This window comes from Luteimicrobium subarcticum (assembly GCF_002798015.1).
Taxonomy (GTDB): Bacteria; Actinomycetota; Actinomycetes; order Actinomycetales; family Cellulomonadaceae; genus Luteimicrobium; species Luteimicrobium subarcticum.
In genome coordinates this window covers 232920-249665 of the sequence record NZ_PGTZ01000010.1, presented here as the reverse complement: position 1 = coordinate 249665, position 16746 = coordinate 232920, and the positions used below count along the sequence as shown (strand labels likewise).

14 protein-coding genes are annotated in these 16746 nt (G+C 72.6%); 11 read left to right on the top strand and 3 right to left on the bottom strand.

Annotation, left to right across the window (positions count from 1 at the left end):
* Positions 1-43: 43 nt before the first annotated feature.
* A complete protein-coding gene (locus CLV34_RS13235) occupies positions 44-1171 on the bottom strand; it encodes a diacylglycerol/lipid kinase family protein (RefSeq protein WP_100350770.1) in 1128 nt (375 codons plus the stop codon).
* Positions 1172-1279: 108 nt separating this feature from the next.
* Here CLV34_RS13235 and serS point away from each other — a divergent pair, with 108 nt between their 5' ends.
* The 8 genes from serS to CLV34_RS13195 all read left to right on the top strand — a co-directional run bounded on the left by serS (position 1280) and on the right by CLV34_RS13195 (position 9860).
* A complete protein-coding gene (gene serS, locus CLV34_RS13230; RefSeq protein WP_100350769.1) occupies positions 1280-2560 on the top strand; it encodes a serine--tRNA ligase in 1281 nt (426 codons plus the stop codon).
* On the top strand, positions 2557-3411 hold the full coding sequence (locus CLV34_RS13225) for an HAD family hydrolase (RefSeq protein WP_100350768.1): 855 nt from the start codon (positions 2557-2559) through the stop codon (positions 3409-3411). The genes serS and CLV34_RS13225 overlap by 4 nt, the downstream gene beginning before the upstream one ends.
* A 29-nt stretch (positions 3412-3440) precedes the next feature.
* Positions 3441-4469 (top strand): LacI family DNA-binding transcriptional regulator, encoded by a 1029-nt coding sequence (locus CLV34_RS13220; RefSeq protein ID WP_100350767.1) that lies wholly within the window; start codon positions 3441-3443, stop codon positions 4467-4469.
* 201 nt (positions 4470-4670) lie between these two features.
* A complete protein-coding gene (locus tag CLV34_RS13215; RefSeq protein ID WP_100350766.1) occupies positions 4671-6080 on the top strand; it encodes an ABC transporter substrate-binding protein in 1410 nt (469 codons plus the stop codon).
* 102 nt (positions 6081-6182) lie between these two features.
* Complete coding sequence (locus CLV34_RS13210; RefSeq protein WP_100350765.1) at positions 6183-7163, top strand: carbohydrate ABC transporter permease; 981 nt, start codon at positions 6183-6185, stop codon at positions 7161-7163.
* Positions 7163-8101 carry a carbohydrate ABC transporter permease gene (locus CLV34_RS13205; protein ID WP_100350764.1) on the top strand — a complete coding sequence of 313 codons (939 nt, stop codon included), beginning with the start codon at positions 7163-7165 and terminating at the stop codon, positions 8099-8101. The genes CLV34_RS13210 and CLV34_RS13205 overlap by 1 nt, the downstream gene beginning before the upstream one ends.
* 44 nt (positions 8102-8145) lie before the next feature.
* The gene (locus tag CLV34_RS13200) at positions 8146-9003 is read left to right on the top strand and encodes an EamA family transporter (protein ID WP_100350763.1); all 858 of its coding nucleotides are present in this window, start codon (positions 8146-8148) and stop codon (positions 9001-9003) included.
* A 68-nt stretch (positions 9004-9071) separates the two neighbouring features.
* On the top strand, positions 9072-9860 hold the full coding sequence (locus CLV34_RS13195; protein ID WP_157803848.1) for a hypothetical protein: 789 nt from the start codon (positions 9072-9074) through the stop codon (positions 9858-9860).
* A gap of 35 nt (positions 9861-9895) precedes the next feature.
* Here CLV34_RS13195 and CLV34_RS13190 read toward each other — a convergent pair whose 3' ends face one another.
* On the bottom strand, positions 9896-10441 hold the full coding sequence (locus CLV34_RS13190; protein ID WP_100350761.1) for a proteasome activator: 546 nt from the start codon (positions 10439-10441) through the stop codon (positions 9896-9898).
* Positions 10442-10467: 26 nt separating this feature from the next.
* Complete coding sequence (locus CLV34_RS13185) at positions 10468-11448, bottom strand: NAD(P)H-quinone oxidoreductase (protein ID WP_100350760.1); 981 nt, start codon at positions 11446-11448, stop codon at positions 10468-10470.
* 253 nt (positions 11449-11701) lie between these two features.
* Here CLV34_RS13185 and CLV34_RS13180 point away from each other — a divergent pair, with 253 nt between their 5' ends.
* From CLV34_RS13180 to CLV34_RS13170, 3 genes are all read left to right on the top strand, one after another.
* Entirely contained in the window at positions 11702-15574 is a 3873-nt protein-coding gene (locus tag CLV34_RS13180) for a sensor histidine kinase (RefSeq protein ID WP_170044686.1), read from the top strand.
* A 78-nt stretch (positions 15575-15652) separates the two neighbouring features.
* Positions 15653-16099: a roadblock/LC7 domain-containing protein gene (locus tag CLV34_RS13175; protein ID WP_100350758.1), complete on the top strand. Its 447-nt coding sequence runs from the start codon at positions 15653-15655 to the stop codon at positions 16097-16099.
* A 53-nt stretch (positions 16100-16152) separates the two neighbouring features.
* Positions 16153-16539, top strand: coding sequence for a DUF742 domain-containing protein (locus CLV34_RS13170; RefSeq protein WP_100350757.1), 387 nt, complete (start codon positions 16153-16155; stop codon positions 16537-16539).
* Positions 16540-16746 lie beyond the last annotated feature (207 nt).

Below are 16746 nucleotides of genomic sequence, written 5' to 3'. Positions count from 1 at the left end.
CGGCCTCGCCGGACCGAGCGGACCGCTCACGCCGACCGGACGCTCACGCCGACCGGACGACCAGGGCCCGCGGCTCCACCCAGGCCCGGACGACGCGCGCGACGCCGAGCAGGTCGCCGTCCACCTGGACGTGCTCGCCGCCCTCGGCTTCGATGAGCACCTGGCGCGCGGGGACGGTCTCGATGCGCCCGACCTTCGCGGGCAGGTCGTTGCGCACCCCCATGCCCTGCATGACGACCTCGCCGAACACCTGGACCCAGCCGACGAGGCCGGCCCGGGCGTCGATCGCGACGACGTCGAGGCGGCCGTCGTCGATGACGGCGTCCGGGATGAGGTTGATGCCGCCGGGCAGCCGGCCGCAGTTGCCGACCATGATGCTGCGCATGCGCGCGGTCACGGACTGCAGGTCGTCGACGCCGACGGTGATGCGCATGCGCCGCCCGTGCAGGTGCCGCACCCCGGCGAGGAAGTACGCGACCCAGCCCATCTTCTTCTTGAGGGTGTCGTCGGCGTCGGCGACCATCGCGGCGTCGAACCCGAGGCCGGCGATGACGAGGAACACGTGGTCGACGTCCCGGGCGCCCTCGCTGCCCGCCTCGGGGGCGTGCTCGTAGCGCTCGACGCGCAGGCGCCCGACGTCGATGTGGCGGTCGTGGCCGCCGAGGATCACGGCCATCGCGTCGGCGACGGTCGTCGTGGGGATGTCGAGGTTGCGGGCGAGGAGGTTGCCCGTGCCGCGCGGGAGGATCCCCATCGCGGTGCGGGTGCCGACGAGCGACTCGGCGACGGCCCGGACGGTGCCGTCCCCGCCGACCGCGACGACGATGTCGGCGCCCAGCTCGACGGCGCGCCGTGCCTGCCCGCGGCCCGGGTCCTCGATCGTCGTCTCGAACCACAGCGGCTCGGGCAGCGCCGCGTCGAGGCACGCGCTCACGAGGTCGTCGCGCAGCTCGGGCACACCGGGCTTCGACGGGTTGGCGACGAACGCCACGAGACGACGGCCGGGCGGGGGCTGCTCCTCGTCCGACGCGAGCCCGGGGCCGTAGACCCGGCCGGGGCGCCCTTCGCGGCGGCGCAGGCGCAGCGCCTGCGTGTAGACGACGAGGGCGCCGACGAGCACGACGAGGGACGCGACGAGCGCGCCCGCGCCCACCCACAGCTCCCAGGTCATGCGGACACGGTAGCGGGGAGGGTGCCGGCGGTCGCGTGGACCGGCACGGGCGGTCACGCGGCCGCACTCCGTGGGCCGTCGCGCGGCGCGCCCCGATAGGGTTGGACTGTGATCGACCTGAAGATCCTGCGCGAGGACCCCGACCGTGTCCGGGCGAGCCAGACGGCCCGCGGCGACGACCCGGGCCTCGTGGACCGTGTGCTGGACGCCGACTCGCGTCGCCGCTCCGCGCTGACCGACTACGAGACCCGCCGCGCGGAGCAGAAGACGCTCGGCAAGCAGGTCGCGCAGGCGAAGGGCGACGAGAAGGCCGACCTGCTCGTCCGGACGAAGCACGTGGCCGATCAGGTCAAGGCGCTCCAGGCGGACGCGTCGGCCGCCGAGGAGGACCTCGACCGTCTCCTGTTCCAGATCTCGAACGTCGTCGAGGACGCGCCGCCCGGCGGCGAGGACGACTTCGTGGTCCTGCGCACGGAGGGCACGCCGCGCGACTTCGCGGCGGAGGGCTTCACCCCGCGCGACCACCTGGAGCTCGGCGAGGGCCTGCGCGCGATCGACACCGAGCGCGGCGCGAAGGTCTCGGGCGCCCGGTTCTACTACCTCACGGGCGTCGGGGCGCGGCTCGAGCTCGCGCTGCTCAACGCGGCGGTCGACCAGGCCGTGGAGGCCGGGTTCACCCCCGTGATCACGCCGACGCTGGTCAAGCCGGAGATCATGCGGGGCACCGGGTTCCTCGGCAAGCACGCCGACGAGGTGTACCGCCTGGAGGCGGACGACCTGTACCTGGTGGGCACCAGCGAGGTGGCGCTCGCGGGCTACCACAGCGACGAGATCCTGGACCTGTCGGACGGCCCGAAGCGGTACGCGGGCTGGAGCGCGTGCTACCGGCGCGAGGCGGGCTCGTACGGCAAGGACACCCGCGGCATCATCCGGGTGCACCAGTTCCACAAGGTCGAGATGTTCAGCTACTGCCGGGTCGAGGACGCCGCGGACGAGCACCAGCGTCTCCTCGCCTGGGAGGAGCAGATGCTCGCGAAGGCGGGGCTGCCGTACCGGGTGATCGACACGGCGGCGGGCGACCTGGGCTCGAGCGCGGCGCGCAAGTTCGACTGCGAGGCGTGGCTCCCGACGCAGGAGCGCTATCTGGAGCTCACGTCGACGTCGAACTGCGCGACGTTCCAGGCGCGCCGGCTGGGTGTGCGGGAGCGCACGGAGGTCGACGGCCGGAGCGAGACGCGCGCGGTCGCGACGCTCAACGGCACGCTCGGCACGACGCGCTGGATCGTCGCGATCCTGGAGAACCACCAGCAGGCGGACGGCTCGGTCGTCGTGCCGGAGGGCCTGCGCCCGTACCTGGGCGGCCTCGAGGTGCTCGAGCCGGTCGGATGACGGACCCCGGGGCCCCGGGAGGGGGCCGCGCCGACGGCTCCGCGCCGTTCCTCGTCGCGCTCGACGTCGACGGGACGATCCTGTCCTGGGACGAGGAGCCGCCGCACGACGAGCACATCTCGCCCGCGGTCCGGTCCGCGGTGGCGGCCGTGCTGGCAGGCGGCCACCACGTCGTCATCTCGACGGGCCGCACGGTGCTGTCGACGCTGCACGTCGCCCGCGAGCTGGGCCTCGAGACCGGGTGGCTCGTGTGCTCGAACGGCGCGGTGACCGCGCGCCTGGACGCGTCGGTGCCCGCGGGGTTCGTCGTCGAGGAGCAGGTCACGTTCGACCCCGGTCCGGCGGTCCGGCTCGTGCTGGGCGGCATCCCGGACGTGTACGTCGCGGTGGAGGACCTGGGCCAGGGGCACCGCGTGAACCGCGCGTGGCCGGAGGGCGAGATCTGGGGCGAGCAGACCGTCGTCGACGTCGACGACCTGGGCCGCCACCCGGTGACCCGTGTCGTCGTCCGCTCGCCCGAGCGCACCCGCGAGGACTTCCACGAGCTGGTCGAGCAGCTGGGCCTCGAGGACGTGACGTACGCGATCGGCTGGACGGCCTGGATGGACGTCGCGCCGCAGGGCGTCACGAAGGCGACGGCGCTCGAGCAGGTGCGCCGCCGCCTCGGTGTGGAGCCGTGGGCGACGGTCGCGGTGGGGGACGGCCGCAACGACGTCGGCATGCTGGAGTGGGCGGCGCGCGGGGTCGCGATGGGCCACGCGGACGACGTGGTGAAGGCCGCGGCGGACGAGGTCACCGGGAGCGTCCACGAGGACGGCCTGGCGCGCGCGCTGGAGCGCCTGCTGGGCTGAGGTCGCCGCAGAGGGGCAGAATCTGTCCCGTGGCGAGCATCGACGACGTCGCTCGCGCCGCGGGGGTGTCGACGGCGACGGTCTCGCGCGCGCTGCGCAACCTGCCGAACGTCCAGCCGGCGACCCGGGTGCGGGTGCTGTCCGTCGCGGCGGAGCTCGGCTACGTCCCGTCGCCGCACGCGGCCACGCTGGCTTCGGGCCGCACCCGGACGGTGGGGGTGCTGACTCCGGGTATCGCGCGCTGGTTCTTCGGCGAGGTGGTCGACGGTGCGGAGCACGCGCTGCGGGGGCTGGGCTTCGACGTGCTGCTGTACGCGCTGGGCTCGCCGCGGACGGACGGTCCGCGGCCGCCCGTCGACCCGAACGTGCTGCGGCGCCGGGTGGACGGGACGCTCGTGGTGGGGCTGCCGCTGGAGGCCGCGGAGGTGTCGTCCCTGGTGGGTCTCGGGGTGCCGCTGGCGTTCGTCGGCTCGGGACCGTCGGGCCAGGTGACCCACAGGATCGACGACGTCGCGGCGGGGGCCCTGGCGACGCGCCACCTGCTGGGGCTAGGGCACCGCGCGGTGGGTCACGTCACCGGCGCGCGCGACCCGCTGTCCGTCTGGTCGCCCGCGGCGGGGCGGCGCGAGGGGTGGCGTCGTGCGCTCGCGGAGGCCGGGGTGGACGGTCCGCCGACGTGGGTGGTCGACGACGCGGAGTTCGACCTGGCGGGCGGTCGAGCGGCCGCGCACCGGCTGCTGGCGGCGCGCCCCGAGCTGACGGCGGTGTTCGCCGCGTCGGACGAGCTGGCCATGGGCGTGGTGCTCGCGGCGCGCGACCGGGGCCTGCGGGTACCGGACGACCTGTCGGTGGTGGGGGTGGACGGGCATCCCCACGGCGAGCTGGTGGGGCTGACGACGGTCTCGCAGGACGCGTTCTCCCAGGGGCACGACGCGGCGGTCGGTCTGCTCGGCATGGTCGTGGGGGAGCGGGCGCCGGAGAGCGTCACGTACCCGACGCGTCTGGTGGTCCGGGAGTCGACGTCCGCTCCGCGCGCGGACCGCGGGCCGCGTCGCTAGCCTGGCTGCACGTCAGGGGTGGGATCGCTCCCACTCCGCCGACCGGCGTGACGGAATCGTGATCGAAACCCGGTTGCGGGTCCCTCATGCAAACGCTTACATGGGCGGAGGAGAGTTCCCGGACGAGAGTTCTCCGTGGGAGTTCTCAAGCAGACGACGCGCGTGGCGCGTACGACAGCACCACGACGAGGTGGAGGGGAAATGACCAGCAAGACCCGGGTCCGCACCGCTCGGTACGGATCGTTCTTCGCAGCGACGGCGGCCATCGCGCTCGTCGTCGCCGGCTGCTCCAGCAGCGACGACGACAACGGCGGCGGAGGCTCGACCGGCGGCAGCACCGCAGCCGGCGACATCGACTGCAGCCAGTTCTCGAGCTACGGCGACCTCAAGGGCAAGGAGGTCACGATCTACGCAGGCGTCGTGGCCCCCGAGGACCAGCCCTACGTCGACTCGTTCAAGCCCTTCGAGAAGTGCACGGGCGTCAAGGTCAACTACACGGCCGACAAGAACTTCGAGCAGCAGGTGCTCGTGCAGGCCGAGGCGGGCAACGCCCCGGACCTCGCGATCGTCCCGCAGCCTGGCCTGCTCAAGCAGCTCGTCGCGACCGGCAAGGCCGTCAAGGCGCCCGACTCCGTGTCGCAGAACGCCGACAAGTGGTTCGGCGCGGACTGGAAGAAGTACGGCACGGTCGACGGCACCTTCTACGCCGCGCCCTCCGGTGCCAGCGTGAAGTCGCTCGTCTGGTACTCGCCCACGCAGTTCGCGTCAGCCGGGTACGAGGTCCCGACGACGCTCGACGACCTCAAGGCGCTCTCCGACAAGATGGTGGCGGACGGCAACAAGCCATGGTGCGCGGGCATCAACTCGGGCGAGGCGACCGGTTGGCCCATCACCGACTGGGTCGAGGACTTCGTCCTCCGTCTCGACGGCCCGGACGTCTACGACCAGTGGGTCGCCGGAGACGTGAAGTTCACCGACCCGAAGATCGTGAGCGCGTTCGACGGCGTGGGCGCCTACCTCAAGAACAGCGACTACGTGAACGCCGGGATCGGCGACGTGAAGTCGATCGCGACGACCACGTTCCAGGACGCGGGCCTCAACATCGACCCCGTCAACGGCGACGGCAGCTGCTGGCTGCACCGCCAGGCGTCGTTCTACGCCGCGAACTTCGACAAGAACGCGAACATCGGCCCTGACGGTGACGTGTACGCGTTCTACCTCCCGGGCAAGACGGCCGACGACCACCCGGTGCTCGGCGCCGGCGAGTTCGTCCTCGCGTTCTCCGACCGCCCCGAGGTCCAGGCGCTCCAGACCTTCTGGTCCACGGACACCTGGGCGAACCTCAAGGCGAAGGCCAGTTCCGAGGACACCAAGGGCGGGTGGATCTCGGCGAACAAGGGCCTCGACGAGGCCAACCTCGTCGGACCCATCGACAAGCTGTCCGTCCAGATCCTCAAGGACCCGAAGACCGTGTTCCGCTTCGACGGCTCCGACCAGATGCCCGCGGCCGTCGGCTCGGGCTCCTTCTGGAAGCAGGCCACCAACTGGATCACCGGTCAGTCCACGCAGGACACCGTGACCAAGATCCAGGCCGCCTGGCCGAAGTCCTGACCCGCTGACGACGGGGCGCGCAGCCGACCGGCTGTGCGCCCCGTCGCCGCACGGACGCGGACCGACACACCCTGACCCACCACCCCATGGAGGCGTGACGAGATGGACTGGGCCCCCAAGCTCCTGGACATGCTGTGGGCGATCGTGCTCTTCGGAGCGGTGGTCGCCGTCATCCTCGGGCTCGCCGCGCTCTACGAGAAGCGCGGCGGGCGCCGCGTCGGCTGGTGGTTCGTGGCGCCCTCGCTCGTGCTGGTGAGCATCGGCCTGGTCTACCCGGCGCTGCGCACGCTCTGGACCTCGTTCAACGACGCCAGCGGCAAGAAGTTCGTCGGCATCGACAACTACACGGCGGTCTTCACCAACTCCGACGAGCTCGTCGTCCTGCGCAACACCGTCCTGTGGACGCTCGTCACGCCGTTCGTCGCGACCGCCATCGGGCTGGTGTACGCGGTGCTGGTCGACAAGGCGAAGGGCGAGGCCGTCGCCAAGGCCGTGATCTTCCTTCCGATGGCGATCTCCCTGGTCGGGGCGTCGATCATCTGGAAGTTCATGTACTCGTACAAGGACCCGGCGGGCGGGAGCGAGAAGAACCCCACCCACCAGATCGGGTTCCTCAACCAGGTGCTGGTCTGGCTCCATCTCGACCCGGTGAACTTCCTGCTCAACTCGCCACAGAACACGTTCTGGCTGATCGTCGTCATGATCTGGATCCAGGCAGGCTTCGCGATGACGATCCTGTCGGCGTCCATCAAGGCCATCCCTGACGAGATCGTCGAGGCAGCGCGGCTCGACGGCGTCGGGGCGTTCGAGATGTTCCGGTTCGTGACGCTGCCGAGCATCCGTCCCGCCGTGGTCGTGGTGCTCACGACGATCGCGATCTCGTGCCTCAAGGTGTTCGACATCGTCCGGACGATGACGGGCGGCAACTTCAACACGAACGTCATCGCGAACGAGTTCTACTCGCAGACGTTCTCGCAGGACAACAGGGGTCTGGGGGCCGCGCTCGCCGTGATCCTGTTCATCCTCGTGGTCCCGATCATCGTCTACAACGTCCGCCAGCTGCGAGCATCGGAGGCACGCTGATGTCCGGCCTCTCCACGTCTCCCGACGACGTCGCGATCGACGGCGCGGTCCCGCCCGCCGCGGGCGGCAAGCCCCCGAGCGCCGCCGCAGCGGCCAAGAAGCGGCTCTCGTCGCCCTGGGCCTCGCTCGCCGCGGTGATCCTCGCGATCGTCTGGACGATCCCGACGGCCGGCCTTCTCATCACGTCGTTCCGGCCCGCGCTCGACATCAACAAGACGGGCTGGTGGACCGTCTTCACCAACCCGGACTTCACGCTCGACAACTACAAGGCCGTGCTCGACAGCGGCCAGACGACGTCCCTGTCGCCGTACCTCGTGAACTCGATCGTCATCACCATCCCCGCGGTGCTGCTGCCGATCCTGCTCGCGTGCCTCGCGGCGTACGCGTTCGCGTGGACCGACTTCAAGGGCAAGAACGTCCTGTTCGTCGCGATCTTCGCGCTCCAGGTCGTGCCCATCCAGGTGACGCTGCTCCCGCTGCTCAAGCTGTACGTGACGCTCGACATCTCGGGCACCTTCTGGGCCATCTGGCTGTCGCACACCATGTTCGGGCTGCCGCTCGCGATCTTCCTGCTCCACAACTTCATGCGGGAGATCCCCGCCGAGCTCATCGAGGCCGCGCGGGTCGACGGCGCCGGGCACGTCACGATCTTCTTCCGCATGATGCTGCCGATGCTCAAGCCCGCCATCGCGGCCTTCGGCATCTACCAGTTCCTGTGGGTGTGGAACGACCTGCTCGTCGCCCTGACGTTCGCCGGTCCCGGCAGCGCGACCGCGCCGATGACCAAGTTCCTGTTCGACCTCACCGGGTCGCGCGGGACGGCCTGGTACCTGCTGTCTGCCGGCGCGTTCGTGTCGATGGTCATCCCGGTGATCGTCTTCCTGTCCCTCCAGCGGTACTTCGTCCGGGGTCTCCTGGCCGGTTCCGTGAAGGGCTGACCAGCCGTACGACGGCGCGTTGCACGCGGGCCTACGCTCGACGGGTGCCGGCACCGCTGCTCCTCGTCGTGTCCGGGCTCGCGATGTACGGCGGTGCGGGCCTCGCGACCTGGCTCTTCCCGTACGCCGGACCGGGCGGGACCGCGTGGCTGCGCACCCTCGTGGGCGCCGTCGCGCTGGTCGCCTGGCGCCGGCCCTGGCGGGAGCGGTGGCCGCGCCGGCGGCTCGCCCTCGCCGTCGTGTTCGGCGCCGCGCTCGCCGTCATGAACACCGCGTTCTACGTCGCCATCGACCACCTGCCGCTCGGCGCCGCGGTCGCCGTCGAGTTCACCGGGCCCGTCGCCGTCGCCGCCGCGACCGGACGCGGGTGGCGCGAACGGCTCGCGATCGTCCCCGCCGCCCTCGGCGTCCTGCTGCTCGCGGACGTCGCCGTCGACCGGCTCGACCACCACGACGCCGTCGTCGGGCTCACCGCCGTCGGCGTGGCAGCGACCGCCTGGGCCGCCTACATCCTGCTCGGCCGCCGCGTCGCCGTCGGTGGTCCCGACGCCGCGTCGGGCGTGACCACCCTCGCCGTCGCCATGTCGTGCGGCGCGCTGCTCAGCGCGCCCCCGTTTGCGGCGGACGCCGTGCGAGGGCTCGCCGCCGCACCGCAGCCGGGGGTCGCCGCACTCGCCGCCGTCGGCGTCGGGGTGCTGTCGTCCGTGGTGCCCTACGCGCTCGACCAGGTCGTCCTGCGCCGGGTCGGGACCGCGACGTACTCCGTGCTGCTCGCGCTGCTGCCCGCGACGGCAGCGCTCGTCGGGGTGGTCGTGCTCCGGCAGTCACCGCGCCTCGTCGAGGTGGTCGGGCTCGCGTGCGTGACCGTCGCGATCGTCCTCGCCGGGCGCCCGCGGGGCTGATGTCGGTCCCGGGCGCCCCGCCCGGCGTGTCGGGAGCGGGCGAGTGACCGCGCCCCTATCTTGCTGGCATGAGCTCACAGGGGAAGATCGGCGGACCGCGCGTCCGGGCAGCAGTGGGAGGGGTGACGGCTGCGGTCGTCGCACTGCTCGGCGTGGCAGCGGCGACGCCGTCGGCCGAGGCCGCGTCGTGCGTGGCGACGAAGACGTCGACGATGACGGTCCACGCCACCGAGTACGAGTACGAGTACGACACCATGCTGGACCGTTCCGGCCACATCTCGACCTCGCCACGGAGATACCTCAACGACGGGGGGAGCAAGGGCATGCAGGTTGCCCACCACAGCATCACGGTCCTCGCGTGCAAGAACGCGACCACCAAGAAGTGGTCACCGTTGTCCATCCAGGTGACGCCCCGGCACAACGACCTGTCCTACGTGGTGAAGAACGGGAACGCTACGGTCTCGAGCGCCGGGACCGGCGTCACGATCCCGAAGATCACGTCGACGCGCGTCTACCTCGACGCGATCGCCTGTGGCAAGAAGCCTCAGCCGCTGTCCGCGCTCGGGGTCGTGCGAGGGCTGACCAGGATCCCGGTCCCCGCTCCCTACTGGGTGGCGGTGGGTCAGGCCGTGCTCGGCGCGGTCCTTCCGTCGAGCGGTACCAAGTACACGTGCGGCGGCATCGGGGCTCAGGCCTCCGCGACCTGGAAGTTCAGCACGAGCGGGGTGGCGTCCCTCAGCTTCGGGTCGACCGCCCACGCGCTGCGCTACACGTCGGTCACCTGGGAGGAGTCGCCCGGCCCGTTCTACGTGTCGTTCGAGACGACCCACCAGTTCGTCGTGAACATGACCAAGTAGTCGGCGACGGCACGGGCGCACGCACGCCCGTGCCGTCAGAGGTACTGGCCCGGCGACGGACGACCGTCGCCGGGCTCGTGCGGCCCGTCGGCCTGCGGCGGGAGCAGCCCAGGCGGCAGGTGACGCATCTGGGTGAGCTGCTGCTGTGCCGCGAGCTGCTGCGCGACCAACGCCGTCTGGAGGCCGTGGTACAGGCCCTCCAGCCAGCCGACGAGCTGGGCCTGCGCGATGCGGAGCTCCGGCTCGGTGGGGGTCCGGTCGTCCGCGAACGGCAGGGTGATGCGGCGCAGCTCCTCGACCAGGTCGGGCGAGAGCCCGTCCTCGAGCTCGTGCAGCGACCGCTCGTGGATCGACGCGAGGCGCGCCCGGGCCTCCTCGTCCAGCGGGGCCTCGCGGACCTCGTCGAGCAGCCGCTTGACCATCGCGCCGATGCGCATGACCTTCGCGGGCTCCTCGACCGCTGGGCCTGGCTCCTCCCGCTCCGTGCCGTCGTCGGGCGCGTCGTCGGAGGGCACGTCGGGGGGAAGGATCTGCGCCGGCGGCTGCTCGTCCGGGGTCGGGCTCTCGGTGGGCTCGCTCATCGCGCCAGTCTCCCGCGTCGCGCAGCTCACGGCACGAGCAGGACCTTGCCGAAGACCTCGCCCGCGGCCATCGCCCGGTGCGCGTCCGCGGCGTCGGCGAGCGGCAGCCGGGCACCGACGACGGGCCGGAGGCGTCCGTCGGAGAGCCACGGCCACACCTGCTCGGCCACCTGCGCGACGATCGCGGCCTTCTGCGCCGCCGGACGGCCGCGCAACGTCGTCGCGGCGACCGTCTGGCGTCTGCGCATGAGCCGGTCGAGGTCCAGCGTCGCGGGCTCTCGCCCCTCCAGCAGGCCGATGACGACGACGCGCCCGTCGACGGCCAGGGCGGCGAGGTTCCGGTCCAGGGCAGGGCCGCCGAGGACGTCGAGCACCACGTCGACGCCGTCGCCGTCCGTCGCGGCGAGGACGCGCTCGACGAAGTCCTCCGCCCGGTGGTCGACCACGAGGTCGGCACCGAGCTCCCGGCACCGGGCGCCGCGGTCGGGGCCGCCGGCCGTCGTCGCGACCCAGCAGCCGGCCGCCGCGGCGAGCTGGACGGCCACCGACCCGACGCCGCCCGACCCGCCGTGAACCAGCACACGCTCACCAGCGGTCAGCCGGCCGGGCCCGGCGAGGTTGCTCCACGCGGTGCAGACCGCCTCGGGCAGGCCGGCGGCGTCCACGAGGTCCACCTCGTCCGGCACGGGCAGGAGCTGCGCGGCCGGCACGGCGACGCGCTCGGCGTACCCGCCGCCCGCGAGGAGGGCGCACACCCGGTCGCCGACCGCGAGACCGTGCACGTCCCGTCCGGCCCGCGCGACCGTCCCCGAGACCTCCAGGCCCGGCCACGACGGGCTGCCCGGCGGCGACGGATAGTGGCCGGCACGTTGCAACAGGTCAGCGCGGTTCACGCCCGCGGCGGCGACCTCGACGACGACCTCGTCCGGCCCGGCGACCGGATCGGGGACCTCGGTCACGACGAGCTGCTCCGGACCCCCGGGCGAGCGAACTGTGACGGCCAGCATGCGACCAGACTATTGCGCAGCGACCCACTCATACCGGATGGTGGGACCGCTCGACGACGCAGCTCGGCCCTCGGGGGGCACGCGTCCACGCAGCGAACGGATTAGGCGATGGCGGGATCTTCACCGATAGTAGGTCGGAAGTTCCGTGGCTTGACTCACGCGCGCGGACCGATGAAGGGGCCGCGCGCGCGCCGTCCCGGCTGATGCAGGCGCTGCCCCAGCGTCGACTAGGAAGGTGCGTATGCTCCGCAGGTTGAGCGTCCGAGGGAAGATCCTCGCCGCCCTCGCCGTGCCCGTCCTCGTGCTCTTCGTCGCTGCCGCGTACATCGCCGGCCAGTCGATCGGAGACGCTCGGGTCGCCGGCGCCGTCGGCCAGATCGTCGACACCTTCCCCGCGCAGGACGACGCGATCGACGCCATGCAGGCCGAGCGAGCCGCGTCCGTGGCCGCCGTGACGAGCGGTGGCAAGGAGGACGAGGCCACCCTCAAGGCGGCGCGCACCGCGACGGACGACGCCCTCGCCAAGCGTGACCGGCTGCTCCGCGACGTCAACCTCGGCGCCCTCGACCACCGCGTCGAGACCGCGGTGACCGGCACCCTCGCGTCCGCGGACCGCCTCGAGGTCGTGCGTCGCCAGGTCGACGTCCACGGCGTCAACGGCGACTACGCGAGCGACGCCTACCAGGCGATCGTCGACACCGCCCTCCGCGTCCCGACCGCGGTCGCCCAGTCCATCCCGGACCGCGACCTCGCGCGCTACATCTCCGCGTACGCCGCCACCGACCAGGTGGTGTCGCAGTTCACCGTCGAGGCCACGACCGGTTACGAGGTCCTCAAGGGCGGACAGGTGATCCGCAACTCCAAGGCGTCCGTCTCCGAGACCGACCCCGTGATCATCGCCGCCGTCATCGGCACCGCGGCCATCATCAAGAACGACGACACCGACGTGAACGACGCGAACTCCGCGCTCGTCGACCTCGGCATCAAGAACCTCCTCGAGGCGCCCACCGGCGAGTACCAGGTGCTCCGCGGTGCCATGGCGACCGGTAGCCCGGACGCCGCGACCCCGGACAGCGTCGCGAAGTGGCCCGCGCTCGCCCGCGACGCCACGAACCAGAAGATCTCGGTCCGCGACTCCGTCCGGACCGAGGTGGGCAAGCAGACCGACGACACGCGCGGCGCGGCCGTCACGCAGTCCGTCATCACCCTCGGGATCACCGTCCTCGCGCTCGTCCTCGCCGTGGTGATCGCCCTCGCGATCGCCCGCCAGATCGTGCGCCCGCTGCGCCGTCTGACGGCGGCCGCCGCGAACGTCCGTGAGGAGCTCCCGCGCCTCGTCGAGCAGGTGGCCGAGCCCGGTCGCGCGCCCGACACCCACATCGAGCAGATCCCCGTCGAGTCCTCCGACGAGGTCGGCCAGCTCGCCCGCGCGTTCAACGACGTGAACTCGACGACCGTCCAGGTCGCGAAGGAGCAGGCGGCGCTCCGCGGCTCCATCGCCGAGATGTTCGTCAACGTCGCACGCCGCGACCAGGTGCTCCTCAACCGCCAGCTGTCGTTCCTCGACGACCTGGAGCGCACCGAGGAAGACCCGAGCGCTCTCGCGAACCTGTTCCGGCTCGACCACCTCGCGACCCGGATGCGTCGTAACGCCGAGTCGCTCCTCGTGCTCGCCGGCATCGACTCGGGGCGCCGCGTGCGCCAGCCCATGCCGACCTCCGACGTCATCCGTACCGCGTCGTCCGAGATCGAGATGTACGACCGGATCCGCCTCGTGCTTCCGGTCGACCCGCTGATGCTCGGCCACAACGCGCTGTCCTCCGCGCACCTGCTCGCCGAGCTCTTCGAGAACGCGACGCGCTTCTCCGAGCCGCACACGCCTGTCGAGGTCAGCACCAACCGCACCGCCGAGGGCGTCCAGGTCCTCATCCGCGACTACGGCCTCGGCATGGGTCCGGACGAGCTGCGCGAGGCGACGTCCCGCGTGTCGTCGCAGTCCGCGTCCGAGGTGCTCGGCGCACAGCGTCTCGGCCTCTACGTGGTCGGTCGCCTCGCCGGTCGTCTCGGTGCGGTCGTCCAGTTCGTGTCGACCGGCGAGAACGGCCAGGGCACGACCGCGATCGTGAACTTCCCCGGCGCGCTCTTCGTCGCCGACTCCGCGGTCCCGCTGCCGCAGCCGACCGACCCGCTGACGGCCGAGACCCAGGCCGCAGCCCGCGAGATCTCGGGCGACACGGCCCCCGCCGCGCTGCCCACCCGCGAGTCCGCCACCCGCACGCCGCTGCCGACGCCCGAGCCCGAGGTCGTCCAGGCCGTCGACCTCGACAAGCTCACCGACGGCACGACCGCGACCGGAATGCCGCGCCGCCGCACCGCGCGCCCCGAGACCGCGGGCGTCGCGACGAGCACCGGTGCCGGGTCCGTGGTGCTCCCGCCGCTCGCCTCCCCGGAGCTGTCCTCCGACCTCGGCGACGAGGCGTCCGGCTGGGCGCCGCCGGAGGCGCCCAGCGCCGCGGCGTCGCTGCCGAGCCGGCCGCGCACGCCCGCCCCGGCAGAGCCCGTGGTCGAGTCCGGTCTGCTCTCGCTGCCCGCCTCCGCGGCATCGCCCGGCGAGCTGCCCGACGACACGTCGGTCGACCTCCTGGCCGTGCCCGACGACGTCGTCCGCACCTCGATGTTCAGCGGCTTCCGCTCGATGAACAGCCTCGACCGCGTGGTGGGCGGCGAGCCCGAGGCCGTCCAGGCGCCCGCGGCGAACGTCCCCGAGCCGACCGTCGCGCCCGAGCCGTACGTCCCCGCCGGGCGCGGGCTCGAGGAGCCGGCCGTCGGCCAGCAGGCGGACGAGCACGCGTACCACGCGCTCTTCGTCGACGACCAGGGCCTGACCGACTTCGAGGTCGAGCCCCAGGAGTCGTGGGCGCCCCAGTTCGAGGCCGGCACCGAGCTCCCGTCCCGCACGGAGGCCCTGCCGGCACGCGGCGCCGCCGCGACCGGCGCCGGTGACGACGTCGCCTCCCCGCTGTGGGAGCCAGCGCCCGCCGGTGCGGAGTCGTCCCCGTACTCCGACCTCGGCGGCTACTTCGGCCGTGGTGCGGAAGAGGCCGAGGGCGAGCCCGCCGTGGGCGCCTGGACGGACGAGGCCCTGCCGGTCGTCCCGGCGGGCGAGCCGCAGGCCGCCGTGTCGGACGACGTCGCCTACGAGCAGCACGCCGAGGTCGACCCGTTCGCGCAGCAGCTCCCCGGCTTCGACGACCTGCTGTCCAACCTGCCGACCCGTCGCGACGTCCGCGAGGCCGCCAAGCGGAACCGCGGCTGGTTCCGGCGCGGCTCGTCGCAGCAGGCGTACACCGACGCGCTGCGCACGCTGACGCACCCCACGCCGGTCGTGCCCGCCCCCGCTGACGGTGCCTGGCGCACCCCGGCGCCTTACGCCCCCGCACCCGCGGAGCCGCAGGTCGTCGAGTCGCAGCAGGCCGCGCCGGGCCACTGGGACGCGCAGCCGGTCGACGACGCACGGACGCCGTACGCCGGCGCCCGCTCGTACGAGGAGGCCGTCTACGAGCCCGCCGGTCCGCCCGTCGCGGACTCCGCAGGCTGGCAGCCCGCCGCACCGGCACCCGTCGACCTCGACCCGGCACGCGGCGACCACGCCGGACCCCGCGTCGTCGCGGCGTCGCCCTCGGCACGCTCCTACCGTCCGACCGAGCCCGACCCGCTCGACCCGGCCTACACCGTCGACCCCGTGGCCGCGAAGTCCGAGTGGCTCGCGTCCGCCGTCCTCTACGAGGAGATGACGAGCCTCTTGCGGACCAGCCCGAGCCTGGCCGACGCGCCCCCCACCGGTGCGACCTACCAGCCGATGGTCGAGGTGGGCTCCGGTCCGTCCCTCACCCGTCGCGCCCGGCGGGAGCAGGCGTCGGAGCCCCCGGCAGGGACGTCCGACGGCATCGACCGCGACGCCGAGGTGCTGCGCGAGCGGCTCCGGGCGTTCCAGAGCGCCACCCAGCGCGCGCGGGAGGAGGCGTCCACCGGGACGTCCTCCCTGGACCTCGACGCCGAGTTCGAGGCCGCGTTCGGGCGGCGCGACCAGACCGCGGGACCCGACGGCCCGCGGGGTCAGCACTAACCGAACACCGACCGACCACCACCGCCGCGAGGCGTGGAGCACGATCCGAGCTGCACCGCAGCGAGACCTGGAGGAAGAGTGAACGCGCTCAGCACCGAGGCCACCACGTTCGGGTGGCTCCTCGACAACTTCGTGCGGACCGTACCTGGTAGCCGCCACACCTTGGTGGTGTCCGCCGACGGCCTGCTGATGGCGATGTCGGACCGGCTCGACCGGACCAGCGGCGACCAGCTCGCCGCGATCGTGTCCGGTATGTCCAGCCTGACCCGCGGCGCGGCCCGCCAGCTCGGCGGCGGCAACGTCCGCCAGGCCATCATCGAGATGGACAACGGGTTCCTGTTCCTGATGAACATCTCCAACGGGTCTGTTCTCGCGGTCGTCGCTGAGTCAAACTGTGACGTCGGCCTGATCGGTTACGAGATGGCGATGCTCGTCTCCCGCACCGAGGCGACGCTGACCCCGCAGCTCATCTCCGAGATGCGTGGCAACCTGCCCATCGACGGCGCAACGCGCGCCCAGGGCTGAGCAGCAGGACGGAGAGGCGAGTGACGAACACGATTCCCGGAGGGATTCCGGCCATGCCGCACGGGCACGAGGTGTTCGAGGCCGCCACGGTGCGCCCGTACGCGGTGACCGGAGGCCGCGTGCGGTCCGCGACGTCGGACCTGCCGCTCGAAGCCCTCGTCGAGGTCATGCCCGGCGCGGTCAACGGCTACGGCCTGCCGCCCGAGAAGCGCTCCATCCTCCAGCACGCAGCCCACAACTACGTCTCCGTCGCGGAGCTCTCGGCGTTGCTGCGCCTTCCGCTCGGTGTCGTCCGCATCTTGGTCGCGGACCTCTCGGACGAGGGGTACGTCACCGTCCACACGTCAGCCCCCGTCAACGTGCACACGGGCCACGGTCACAACCCCGGCCTGTCCCTGAGCGTCCTGGAGAGTGTTCTCAATGGCATTTCCTCCCTCTGAGCACCCCGCGCCCGGCGCGCCGGTGCGCAACTCGGTCGGTGTCGCACCCGCCGCCCCGCAGCCGGCAGCGCAGCCGGGTGTCGCGGCGCAGCCGGCCCCGCCGGTCCTGCGTGGCGTCCCCGCCGACCTCAACGCGCCGGCGCAGCCCGCAGCCCCCGCGACCGGTGACGCGCAGGGCACCGCGGCCGAGGTCGGCCGCCCCGCCCC